The organism is Streptococcus sp. GMD1S, assembly GCF_000296875.1.
Classification (GTDB): Bacteria; Bacillota; Bacilli; order Lactobacillales; family Streptococcaceae; genus Streptococcus.
In genome coordinates, this window is record NZ_AJQY01000015.1 from 1 (window position 1) to 11,867 (window position 11,867).

Here is an 11,867-nt window from a genome sequence, read left to right on the forward strand (position 1 = left end):
CATCTCAGCCTAAAGCACCCCAAATGTCTTTATTATTTAATTACTGGACCAGTATAGCAAAAAATGAAAGCCCTAGCAAGATATTTGACCGAAAAATATATTTATATAGTTTCTAATAACGATTGAATCTTTCTATACACGAAGAAAAACCTCCACATCAGGTGGAGGCCGTCTTCTTTATCAATACAATTTTAAGTCACGTGGGTCAACTGGGAAGGTTGGATTGTATGGGTTGTGACGGAGTTTGAAATGTTTGACATCCTCAATAGTCTGAGTTCCAGATAACTGCATGACTGTCTTCAATTCTGCATTCAAGTGCTCAAAGACTTGACGCACACCAACACTACCACCGAGAGCCAAACCATAGATCACAGGGCGACCAATAGCTACCAAGTCTGCTCCTGAAGCCAAGGCTTTAAAGACGTGTTGACCGCGACGAACACCAGAGTCAAAGACAATTGGCACACGTTTATCAACTGCTTCTGCTACTTCTTGAAGTGAGTCAAAGGCAGCTGGCCCACCGTCGATTTGGCGACCACCGTGGTTGGTTACCCAGATACCAGAAGCACCTGCGGCAAGCGAACGTTCAACGTCCTCACGGCATTGAGGCCCCTTGACATAGACAGGAAGTCCTGAGTATGTAGCGATAAATTCGACATCACGTGGAGACAAGCGTTGTTTAGCTGATTTGTAAACAAAGTCCATGGATTTTCCAGCACCTTCTGGCAGGTATTCCTCAACAATTGGCATACCAACTGGGAAGACAAAACCATTGCGCTTATCGACCTCACGATTCCCCCCTACAGTTGCATCTGCCGTCAAGACAATCGCTTTGTAGCCTTCAGCCTTCACACGGTCCATGATATGGCGGTTAATTCCATCATCCTTACTAAAGTAAAATTGGAACCAATGAGGTGTTCCTTGAAGAGCTTCCGTAATTTCTGGAAGGTCAACGGTAGAGTAGGAACTAGTTGTATAGAGAGAACCAAATTCATGCACACCACGCGCAGTAGCTACTTCCCCCTGCTCATTTGCCAATTTATGAGCCGCAACAGGTGCCATAATAATTGGTGAAGATAATTTTTCACCTGCAAATTCAATCTCTGTACTTGGATTTTCAACATCACAAAGCGTATGAGGAACGATGAGTTTGTGGTTAAAGGCACGGATGTTCTCGCGTAAAGTGAAAGTATCCTCTGCTCCACTAGCGATATAACCAAAGGCAGCTTTAGGAATGACTTGTTGCGCCATTGGCTCCAAATCATAGGTGTTAATAAAATCTACAGGTCCTTCTGCATTGCTTGTTTTATATGACATAAAGTGTCCTCCTTATTAAGTAAGCGTTTACTTTATCTTACATTAACTATCTTACTTCTTTTTCAGAATTTTTTCAAAAATTTTGTCTGGAAATTTCAAACTGATTATCTGAATATGCCCCAAAAAAGAGAGGACTCTCATTCTACCATTATCCTATATTCATCTTACCTTTAGGAATCATAGTTTTATTGCCTATATGCAAAAAATCAGGTAATCCTAGTGACTACCTGATTTTCTATGTTTTAGGCATTTTGCCAATTTTCTTGGTCTTCTTTAAAGCGTTTTAGGAGGTCGAGTCCTTCTGGCGTGATGTAACCTTCTTCTTGGGCTAGGTGGATCAGTTCACTGTAGTTAGAAAGCGTCACCAATTTCACACCTGCGTCTGCGAAGTTCTTATCTGCTTTCGGCAATTGGTAGCTGAAAATCGCTACGACACCAAGAACATCGGCTCCTTCGCGTTTAGCAGCTGCTACGGCTTCAAGAACAGACCCTCCAGTTGAAATGAGGTCTTCAACAACAACCATCTTTTGCCCCTGAGCTACGCGACCTTCGATTTGGTTACCAGCTCCGTGGTCTTTTGGTTTGCTACGGATGTAGGCAAAAGGCAAGTTCATCTTATCAGCAATGATAGCTCCGTGTGGAATCCCTGCTGTCGCTGTTCCTGCAATCACTTCTACTTCTGGAAATTCTGCTTTAATAGCTTCCACAAAACCATTTTCAATCAAGCTACGAGTTTCTGGATAGGCAAGCGTCACACGGTTGTCAGTATAAATCGGCGATTTGATACCAGATGCCCAAGTAAAAGGCTCTTCTGGTTTAAGGTAAACGGCTTGGATTTTCAAGAGGTGGCTAGCGATATCTTTAGCAAGTGTCATGGTCTTCTCCTTTTGTTTTTATAATCTATTTCTTTAATTTTAGTCTTGGTTCCATTCATCCTTGATAGCATGATAAGCTGCAACAGGATCCTCAGCTTGGGTAATAGGACGTCCCACTACGATATAGTCACTACCGATTTGATAGGCGTCAGCAGGTGTCATGACACGTTTTTGGTCTCCAACCGCAGCTCCCGTTGGACGAATTCCTGGTGTCAAACAGATAAAATCTGAATTGGTAGCCTGCTTGATGAGTTGCACTTCCTGAGCCGAGCAAACGACACCATCCAAGCCCGCTTCAGCTGTCTTCTTGGCATAGTGAATCACAGACTCTTGCAGGCTGGTTTGGATATTTTGAAAATCCTGCATCTGGCTTTCCGACGTTGAGGTAAGCTGGGTCACAGCGATCAATTTGGCTTGTGTCCCCAGACCTTCACGCGCAGCCCTCATCATCTCCACACCACCTGCAGCATGAACGTTAGTCATGTCCACACCAAGCTGAGATAAGACCTTCATAGCCGATTTGACTGTATTGGGAATGTCATGTAGTTTGAGGTCCAAAAAGACACTATGCCCCAGTGACTTCAAATAACGGACAACTTCAGGACCTTCCGCATAATAAAGCTCCATCCCTACTTTTAAATAAAGACTTTCTTCTGCTGGGAAAAGAGATAAAAATTCCTTGACTGCCTCAAAACTAGGAAAATCAAGAGCAATAACTGGACGATGTTCACGCATACCTTTCTCCTTTTACCTTTACGAGCAAGAGAGTATGGTCAAAAATAAACCACGAAAAAAGGAACCTGCCAACAGCAAGGTTCCACGAAAAATGGGTAGAGTCCACCCTTTCACCGTCTAACCTTAGCTGCCTCTCTGGACTGCTTTAAAGGTTTTTTTCTATTCTATTATTTATAGTAGGACTTGTCAAGCAAAAACTCGAAACTAGACTTCTATACCATTCAAAATTAAGAGGAAAAGTTAGTCTAACGACTCTGTGATTGCTGGCTCGTTTGGCTTTGATTTCCTTGTTCTTCTTGTTTTTTCTTTTCTTCTTCCTGTTTTTTCTTCTCAGCTTCCTTGGCCTCTTGCTTGGCTTTTTCCTCAGCTTCTTCTATCAGTTTATCTGCTATCGTATAGCTGTATACTCCAGCCTCCATATCGACTACACTCGGTTCTGACAATTGTGGCTTGATTTTGCTGTAATAAGGTAATTTTTTGCTCAATTCTGATAGGGGAACCAAAACCTCATCTGTATCCAGCATGGTAATTTTTAAAAGATCTGCTGTTGCCTTGCTCGGCGCTAATTCGATTTTCTGGATTTGACTCTTGATATCCTCACTGATAGTAGACAATCCCGTTATCAGCTCTTTCACCTGCTGCTCATCGTTAAAGGTAACTGTCAGATAAGTCTCAGGCAAGTTTAAGCGATCAACAGGAGTTGACTCTACTGTACCACTAGAAAGAATAGGATAATGTTCTTCACCAGACACATAATAACCAACAATATCAAATTCCTTAACCTCAATCGTAAAGTTAGTCGGAAATTGATAGTTAATCTTCGCTGATTCTATCCAATGATTGGACTTGATTCGCTCAGCGTATTTTTCCTTATCCAACAATAGGGCTAAAGTATAGTCGCTATCTTGAATTCCAGAAGCCTGTTTGATATCATCCGCCTGCGTGTTACTATTTCCCTTAACCTCGATATTTTTGATGGTCGAAAGTGGAGTCAATAGATAGACTGAAAGAAGGAGGACCAGGACACTGGGTACCAAGATACTCACAGCTCGCCAAATATGAACAGGCGCAATTTTAGGCTTGGCAGGTTTTTCTGGTTTCTCTGGTTTCTTCTTCTCTTTTTCCTCTTTGACTTTCCGGTCATCCTTTTGAGATTTTTCTTCTTTTTCGGATGGTTCCTTGCTTGGACTTGAGGCTTCCTCAACTGACTCACTCGATGATTTCTTGGATTCCTCCAGTAGTTTCGAGTTGGCTTCCTTACGAGCTTGTTTTTCCTTTTCCTTCTCTTCAGCTAGGGCAGCTTCTTCCTCAGCCTTCTTCTTCAGGTATTCCTGGTTTCGTTTCTGCCATTCAGACAATTCTTGCTTCTGGTTTGATTCTTTTTTCTTATCCTTTGACATTGATATTCCTTATGCTAGGTCTTTTCTTAATAAATCGTAAAAATCTGCAAGAGATTTCAATTCAGTCGAAGCTTTCATGCTAGCTTGGTACTGATCCTTGTGACTAAGCAAGTGGCTGAGTTTCTCCTCCAAGCTTTCCAAGGTCAAGTCACTTTCTTGAAGTTCTTCTGCATAACCTTTCTTAACAAAGTAGGCTGCATTTTCAATCTGGTCTCCTCGACTTGCTTCACGACCCAATGGTACGATGAGATGGAGTTTCGCCATGGCCAAGAGCTCGAAAATCGTATTGGCACCACCACGCGTCACCACCACATTTGCCATCTTCATCAAGGGTTGATAGAGATCCGTCACATAATCAACACGAAAGAGATTTTGACTCAACTCATTGAGGCTTGAATCTCCAGTTAGATTGATAATATTGTAGCGCTCTGTCAACTCTTTTTTATGGTCTGTCACTAATTGGTTAAATACACGGGCTCCTGCAGAACCACCGACAAACAATACCGTTGGCAATTTAGGATTAAAGTGGGTTTGGATATCCACCAATTCATCTGGTTCTGGAGTGTTTTGGTCTGAAACCTTGGTTACTGCCCCCACATGCTCGACTTTTGCAAGACCAGCAGGCTGCTCAAATGTTGAATACATCTTAGTTGCAAATTTATAGGCGATTTTATTGGCCAAGCCCATAGAAAGGTCCGATTCGTGAATAAAGACAGGTACCCCTGACACACGCGCTGCGATAACCGGCGGTACTGAGACAAAGCCCCCCTTAGAAAAAAGAGCCTGTGGACGCAGTCGTAACATGATAAAGAGGGATTGGACAATTCCCCAACCAACTTTGAAGATATCCAGCATATTTTGCCAAGAGAAGTAACGACGCAACTTACCAGTCGCAATAGAATGGAAGGTCACATTCAAGCCTGACTTGAGGATTTCTTGGTGTTCGATTCCGTGTTTATCACCAATATAGTGAACTTCCCAGCCGTCTTCGATGAACTTAGGCATTAACAAAAGGTTGAGGGTAACGTGTCCAACCGTCCCCCCACCTGTAAAGACAATTTTTTTCATATTATTCCTTTAACTCCGCTACTGTGTCGATAAAGAGGTCGCCACGTACTTCAAAGTTAGCATACATATCCCAGCTAGCATTGGCAGGACTGAGGAGAACCACATCTCCTTGAGTCGCAAGCTCATAAGCCTTGCGGGTCGCATCAGCAATATCTGTCGCATCTACATAAGTCACACCAGCCTTCTCTGCTGCCCGTTTGACACGTTCTGCAGACTGACCGAGGATAACCATCTTCTTGAGCCCAGTAATATCTGGCACCAATTCGTCAAACTCATTGCCTCGGTCCAAACCACCTGCAATTAAGATAACCTTACTGTTGTCAAATCCTGACAAGGCTTTTTGAGTAGCCAAGATATTGGTTGACTTACTATCGTTATAGAATTTGACACCCTGAATTTCATCCACAAATTGGAGACGGTGTTTGACACCACCAAAGGCTGAAAGAGTTTCCTTGATAGTTTGGTTATCCACACCACGTAGCTTGGCTACTGCAATGGCCGCAAGGGCATTTTCTACATTGTGGCTACCTGGAACACCGATTTCACTAGCTGCCATGACCACTTCGCCACGGAAGCAGAGTTGACCATCTTCCAAATAAGCTCCATCAACCTTTTCCTGTGTTGAAAATGGAACAACAGTGGCTTGTGTTTTGGTAGCCAATTCTTTTGCCAAATCTTGGTTAAAGTTCAAAACAAGAAAATCACCTGCTGTCATCTTGTTCTGGATATTCCACTTAGCTGCCACATACTCTTCAAAAGAACCATGATAGTCGATATGAGTTGGCATGAGGTTGGTAATAACCGCAATCTCAGGATGGAATTCTTGGACACCCATCAGTTGGAAAGAAGAAAGTTCCATGACAAGCGTGTCCTTGGCTGTCGCAGTTTGAGCCACTTGACTAGCAGGATAGCCGATGTTCCCTGACAAGAGACCGCGTTGACCAGCAGCAGTTAAAACTTCTCCAATCATCGTCGTTGTAGTTGTTTTCCCATTTGAACCAGTGATACCGATAATTGGCGCTTCTGAGATTAAATAAGCCAATTCCACCTCAGTCAGGACTGGAATCCCCTTTGCCAATGCCTTTTCAATCATGGGATTGCTATACGGGATACCTGGATTTTTCACCATCAGAGCGAAATCTTCATCCAACAATTCCAAAGGATGCCCACCAGTGACAACCTTGATTCCCTCTTCTAGCAAGCTTTGAGCAGCAGGATTTTCCTCAAAAGGCTTGCCGTCATTTACTGTCACAATGGCACCCAGCTTGTCCAACAAACGGGCCGCAGACTCACCAGACTTAGCCAAACCTAAAACAAGGACTTTCTTATTTTTAAATTGATCGATTACTTTCATGTCTCAAACTCCATTTCTACTCCTACTATTTTACCATTTTTATGGAAATAATACTAAACGAAAATGCTCTAGTCCTCATTCTAGCATAGAAAAAGAGAGCCATAGCTCTCTTTCTATTTATCTTCTTCTGCTCTTTTTTACAGGCATGAGCGTAATGTCTCTCAAGCTAAAGTAGGCTAGAGCCAGCATGGCGATTGTGACAAAGAATTCTGTCGGTAATTGGAAGATTTGCAAGATGGACAACATCAGCAAAATCAAGAGTGCAACAACTACAAAGACCAAGATAACGATGTTGACTGTTCCTTTGATACTTTGAGGTGTCGCAAATACATAGAGTAGTAATAAGAGTATCCCTATGATTAAATAGACCATCTTTATCTCTTTCTAGCTCTTATTCAGCTGATTTTTTCTTCTTGTTGGCTTTCTCACGCTCTGCCTTGTTGAGGATTTGCTTACGCAAACGAATAGACTCAGGCGTTACTTCCATGTACTCATCATCGTTCAAGAACTCAAGAGACTCTTCAAGGGTCAAGATACGAGGTGTCTTGATAACCGCTGTTTGGTCCTTGGTAGCTGAACGAACGTTGGTCATTTGTTTGGCCTTAGTGATGTTAACGGTCAAGTCGTTTTCACGAGAGTTTTCACCGATGATCATTCCTTCGTAAACCTCAGTACCTGGGTTGACAAAGATGGTTCCACGTTCTTCGATAGACATGATTGAGTAAGTTGTAGCCTTACCAGCATCGATGGAAACAAGGGCACCACGGTGACGTCCACCAATTTCTCCTGGAATCAATGGCAAGTATTGGTCGAAGGTATGGTTCATGATACCGTAACCACGAGTCATTGACAAGAACTCAGTTGAGTATCCGATCAAACCACGCGCTGGAACAAGGAAGACCAAACGAGTTTGACCATTACCAGTTGAAATCATATCCAACATTTCACCCTTACGTTCAGAAAGGCTTTGGATAACAGAACCTTGGTATTCTTCTGGAGTATCGATTTGCACACGTTCAAATGGCTCACATTTAACACCGTCGATTTCTTTTACGATAACTTCTGGACGAGATACTTGAAGCTCATAGCCTTCACGACGCATAGTTTCGATCAGGATTGACAAGTGCAATTCTCCACGTCCTGAGACAGTCCATTTATCTGGTGAGTCCGTTGGGTCAACACGAAGGGAAACGTCTGTTTGCAATTCTGCTTGCAAGCGTTCTTCTACCTTACGAGAAGTCACCCATTTACCTTCTTTACCAGCAAATGGTGAGTTGTTTACCAAGAAGGTCATTTGAAGAGTTGGCTCATCGATGTGAAGGATTGGAAGAGGCTCAACTGCATCTGTCGGAGTAATGGTTTCACCAACAAAGATATCTTCCATACCAGAAACAGCAATCAAGTCACCTGCTTTGGCTTCTTGGATTTCACGACGTTCCAAACCAAAGAAACCAAAGAGTTTTGTAACACGGAAGTTCTTCGTTGTACCATCTAGTTTAGAAAGGGTAACTTGGTCTCCAACCTTAACAGTACCACGGAAGACACGACCAATACCGATACGTCCTACGAAGTCATTGTAGTCCAAGAGTGAGACTTGGAACTGTAACGGTTCATCCGAGTTGTCCACTGGAGCAGGGATATGGTCGATAATGGTATCAAAGATTGGCGCCATTGTTTTTTCTTGATCAGCTGGATCGTCTGACAATGAAGAAGTTCCGTTGATAGCTGAAGCATACACCACTGGGAAATCAAGCTGGTCATCGTCTGCACCAAGCTCAATGAAGAGCTCCAATACTTCGTCTACTACTTCTGCTGGACGAGCTGATGGTTTGTCGATTTTATTAACAACCACGATTGGTACAAGATCTTGTTCCAAGGCTTTTTTCAATACGAAACGAGTTTGTGGCATGGTTCCTTCGTAGGCATCCACGACCAAGACAACACCGTCAACCATTTTCATGATACGCTCAACTTCTCCACCGAAGTCCGCGTGTCCTGGTGTGTCCATGATGTTGATACGAGTTCCGTTGTAGGCAACGGCAGTGTTTTTCGCAAGGATGGTAATTCCACGCTCTTTTTCGATATCGTTTGAGTCCATAGCGCGCTCTGCCAATTCAGTACGTGCATCAAGAGTTTCAGACTGCTTCAATAATTCGTCAACGAGAGTTGTCTTACCGTGGTCAACGTGGGCGATAATCGCAATGTTACGGATATCTTCTCTTAATTTTGTCATGATTTCCTCTAATATTTAAATTTTTATTTCTAACTGAACAATTATACCACAGTCTCATTCAAAAATCACAGTTCAGCTAAGTGTAAATGTTTTCACTCTGCTTTTCTAGTCAAGGCAACTCTTTTCAAAGTCAGAGACTTATGATAAGATAAGCTGGTATGCGTTTAGATAGATTATTAGCCCAAGAAAAGGTCAGTCGCAAGGCTATGAAACAAGCTCTATTAAAAAAAGAAATCCTAGTAGATGATTGTCCAGCCAGCTCACTTGCTCAAAATGTCGACACTGGGTTGCAGAAATTAGTCTTTCAAGGACGGCAAATCCAAGGCTACGAGCACAACTACCTCATGCTTCATAAGCCAAACGGAGTCGTTACAGCTAGCAAGGATAAGAAACTTCCAACCGTCATGGACCTCCTTCCACCTGACATCCAGTCTGACCAGCTCTATGCTATCGGCAGACTAGACCGCGATACGACGGGACTGCTACTTTTGACAGACAATGGACCTCTTGGTTTTCAACTCCTCCATCCCCAGTACCATGTCGATAAATCCTATCAAGTGGTAGTAAACGGACTGCTCACGTCAGACCATATCCAAAAATTCAAAGATGGGATTGTCTTTTTAGATGGGATTACTTGTAAACCTGCTCAGCTCGAAATTCTGTCCTCAAGCCCAACAGAGAGCCGGGCCTCCATCACCATCTCTGAGGGCAAGTTTCATCAGGTTAAGAAGATGTTTCTCTCAGTTGGTGTCAAGGTGACTGCCCTAAAACGAGTCCAATTCGGTGACTTTACATTAGACCCAGAACTAGCAAAAGGGCAATACCGTCCCTTGAATCCAGAGGAATTGAAAATTATTAAAAACTATTTAGAGAAAAGTGGATAAAAGAAAAAAGCTTTAAATTTAAAGCTTTTTTTATCTTCTTTAACTCATGTGTAAGATAATTCCAATAATCCAGTTAAGATCAGAAAGAACAATACCTACAATAGCTATAATTCTTTCTGTTTTATAATCAAGTCCAGACTCTTTTTGAAGTTCGTTAGCATACAAGATACCGGCGATACCTAAAAGAATGCCTCCCAACGGAAATAACAAACTAAGAATGATAGATAGGATACCCACTAAAAGCGGGTTTTTCTTCTTTTCTAGCATTTTCTACAAATTCCTTAAAATGTTTATTAATTTAGCATAGGAGACCGACTTTATCAACTTTTTCCTTGATCTTAGCTAGTCTTGACCTTCCCAATCCAAGAATCCAACCCATAAGAAAGGATATAAATCTCAGAGAAACCTTGTTTTTTCAAATAAAGTGCTGCATTAGTCACTCGTTGTCCGCGTTGGTTTTCGTAGAGAAGGACAGGTTTATCCTTGCGAAGGGCTGCAAGGCTTGACTTCAACTGATTTGAAGGAATATTGCGAGCTCCGAGGATATGTTTTCTGTGAAATTCTGCTGCATCACGGACATCAATCAATTGCCCTTTCCGAATCAAGGCTTCAAATTCTGCATTGTCCACAATCTTAGCCGCACGACGAATACGAAGGTAGTTATACCCCATCCATGCCGCCATCGCTAGTACGATTCCCCACAAAACCCAAATTGTCATAAGTTCTTATCTCCATTTTTCTCTATGTAGTCTAATTCTATCTTGTGCTCTCTACGAAGAACAGCTTCCGCCTCTAGATAGTCTAGCTTGTCCATCAGACCTGCATCATAGATCCGAGAGAGTTCGAGCTTCATCAGTTCAATATCATACAAGCGCTTCCCCATGTAAACAATAATGCCAAACTGTTTGAGAAATTGCTGCACATCATAGAATGTTTTCATAGCTTCCATTTTAGCAGATTCTAGACTTTTTTTCAATACTAGACCGGCTCTTTCCCCCTATTTTCTTCGTCTTCATTGCCCATTCTTCTGCAAGTATGGTACAATAAAAACATGAGAATTCAACAACTACACTATATTATCAAAATTGTCGAAACTGGCTCTATGAATGAGGCAGCTAAGCAACTCTTTATCACCCAACCCAGTCTTTCAAATGCCGTTCGAGACTTGGAAAATGAAATGGGCATTGAAATCTTTATCCGCAATCCCAAGGGCATTACCTTAACCCGTGATGGGATGGAGTTTCTCTCCTACGCTCGTCAAGTTGTCGAGCAAACTCAGCTTCTGGAGGAACGCTATAAAAATCCTGTTGCCCACCGCGAACTATTCAGTGTTTCCTCTCAGCACTATGCCTTTGTAGTCAATGCCTTTGTCTCTCTGCTCAAGAAAAGTGATATGGAAAAATACGAACTTTTCCTTCGTGAAACTCGGACTTGGGAGATTATCGATGACGTCAAGAACTTCCGTAGCGAGGTCGGTGTCCTCTTCCTAAACAGCTACAACCGCGATGTTTTAACGAAAATGCTAGATGACAATCACCTGCTAGCTCACCACCTCTTCACAGCCCAACCCCATATCTTTGTCAGCAAGACCAACCCTCTAGCTAAAAAAGACAAGGTCAAACTGGCTGATTTGGAAGACTTCCCGTACCTCAGTTATGACCAGGGGACGCACAACTCCTTCTACTTTTCAGAGGAGATTCTTTCACAAGAGCACCACAAGAAATCCATCGTAGTCAGTGACCGTGCCACCCTCTTTAACCTTTTGATTGGTTTGGATGGTTACACCATTGCAACAGGGATTTTGAACAGTAACCTCAACGGGGACAATATCGTTTCCATTCCACTGGACATTGACGACCCGATTGAACTAGTCTATATCCAGCATGAAAAAACCAGCCTGTCTAAGATGGGCGAACGCTTTATCGAATACTTACTAGAAGAAGTTCAATTCGATAATTAATAGAAAAATGAAAAAGGGAAAAAGAAAAAGTTAGGAAATAG

Annotated in this window: 13 protein-coding genes; 2 read left to right on the plus strand and 11 right to left on the minus strand. The window is 42.5% G+C overall.

Annotation, left to right across the window (positions count from 1 at the left end; all coding sequences use genetic code 11):
• Positions 1-180: 180 nt before the first annotated feature.
• The 8 genes from lctO to typA form a co-directional block, all read right to left on the minus strand.
• Positions 181-1,317, minus strand: coding sequence for an L-lactate oxidase (lctO, locus tag GMD1S_RS03455; protein ID WP_000120742.1), 1,137 nt, complete (start codon positions 1,315-1,317; stop codon positions 181-183).
• Positions 1,318-1,559: 242 nt separating this feature from the next.
• Positions 1,560-2,192 (minus strand): orotate phosphoribosyltransferase, encoded by a 633-nt coding sequence (gene pyrE / locus GMD1S_RS03460; RefSeq protein WP_000170888.1) that lies wholly within the window; start codon positions 2,190-2,192, stop codon positions 1,560-1,562.
• Positions 2,193-2,231: 39 nt separating this feature from the next.
• On the minus strand, positions 2,232-2,927 hold the full coding sequence (gene pyrF / locus GMD1S_RS03465) for an orotidine-5'-phosphate decarboxylase (RefSeq protein ID WP_001206748.1): 696 nt from the start codon (positions 2,925-2,927) through the stop codon (positions 2,232-2,234).
• 245 nt (positions 2,928-3,172) lie between these two features.
• The gene (locus GMD1S_RS03470; protein ID WP_000031125.1) at positions 3,173-4,327 is read right to left on the minus strand and encodes a cell division protein FtsQ/DivIB; all 1,155 of its coding nucleotides are present in this window, start codon (positions 4,325-4,327) and stop codon (positions 3,173-3,175) included.
• 9 nt (positions 4,328-4,336) lie between these two features.
• The gene (locus GMD1S_RS03475) at positions 4,337-5,395 is read right to left on the minus strand and encodes a UDP-N-acetylglucosamine--N-acetylmuramyl-(pentapeptide) pyrophosphoryl-undecaprenol N-acetylglucosamine transferase (RefSeq protein ID WP_000724799.1); all 1,059 of its coding nucleotides are present in this window, start codon (positions 5,393-5,395) and stop codon (positions 4,337-4,339) included.
• A 1-nt stretch (position 5,396) separates the two neighbouring features.
• Positions 5,397-6,749 carry a UDP-N-acetylmuramoyl-L-alanine--D-glutamate ligase gene (gene murD / locus GMD1S_RS03480; protein ID WP_000863076.1) on the minus strand — a complete coding sequence of 451 codons (1,353 nt, stop codon included), beginning with the start codon at positions 6,747-6,749 and terminating at the stop codon, positions 5,397-5,399.
• Positions 6,750-6,866: 117 nt separating this feature from the next.
• A complete protein-coding gene (locus tag GMD1S_RS03485) occupies positions 6,867-7,121 on the minus strand; it encodes a DUF3165 family protein (protein WP_000262661.1) in 255 nt (84 codons plus the stop codon).
• A 19-nt stretch (positions 7,122-7,140) separates the two neighbouring features.
• Positions 7,141-8,982, minus strand: a complete 1,842-nt coding sequence (typA, locus tag GMD1S_RS03490; RefSeq protein ID WP_000164121.1) for a translational GTPase TypA — start codon at positions 8,980-8,982, stop codon at positions 7,141-7,143.
• A gap of 158 nt (positions 8,983-9,140) precedes the next feature.
• On the opposite strand from typA, the gene GMD1S_RS03495 reads away from it, so the two are divergent.
• A complete protein-coding gene (locus GMD1S_RS03495) occupies positions 9,141-9,866 on the plus strand; it encodes a 16S rRNA pseudouridine(516) synthase (RefSeq protein WP_001235079.1) in 726 nt (241 codons plus the stop codon).
• Positions 9,867-9,905: 39 nt separating this feature from the next.
• Here GMD1S_RS03495 and GMD1S_RS03500 read toward each other — a convergent pair whose 3' ends face one another.
• The 3 genes from GMD1S_RS03500 to GMD1S_RS03510 all read right to left on the minus strand — a co-directional run bounded on the left by GMD1S_RS03500 (position 9,906) and on the right by GMD1S_RS03510 (position 10,815).
• The gene (locus GMD1S_RS03500; RefSeq protein WP_000890389.1) at positions 9,906-10,133 is read right to left on the minus strand and encodes a hypothetical protein; all 228 of its coding nucleotides are present in this window, start codon (positions 10,131-10,133) and stop codon (positions 9,906-9,908) included.
• A 71-nt stretch (positions 10,134-10,204) separates the two neighbouring features.
• Positions 10,205-10,585 (minus strand): rhodanese-like domain-containing protein, encoded by a 381-nt coding sequence (locus GMD1S_RS03505; RefSeq protein WP_000158173.1) that lies wholly within the window; start codon positions 10,583-10,585, stop codon positions 10,205-10,207.
• Positions 10,582-10,815 carry a YqgQ family protein gene (locus GMD1S_RS03510; protein ID WP_044135604.1) on the minus strand — a complete coding sequence of 78 codons (234 nt, stop codon included), beginning with the start codon at positions 10,813-10,815 and terminating at the stop codon, positions 10,582-10,584. Before GMD1S_RS03510 ends, GMD1S_RS03505 begins: the two co-directional genes overlap by 4 nt.
• Positions 10,816-10,917: 102 nt before the next feature.
• Between GMD1S_RS03510 and GMD1S_RS03515 the strand changes: the two genes are divergently transcribed.
• On the plus strand, positions 10,918-11,826 hold the full coding sequence (locus GMD1S_RS03515) for a LysR family transcriptional regulator (protein WP_001222584.1): 909 nt from the start codon (positions 10,918-10,920) through the stop codon (positions 11,824-11,826).
• Positions 11,827-11,867 lie beyond the last annotated feature (41 nt).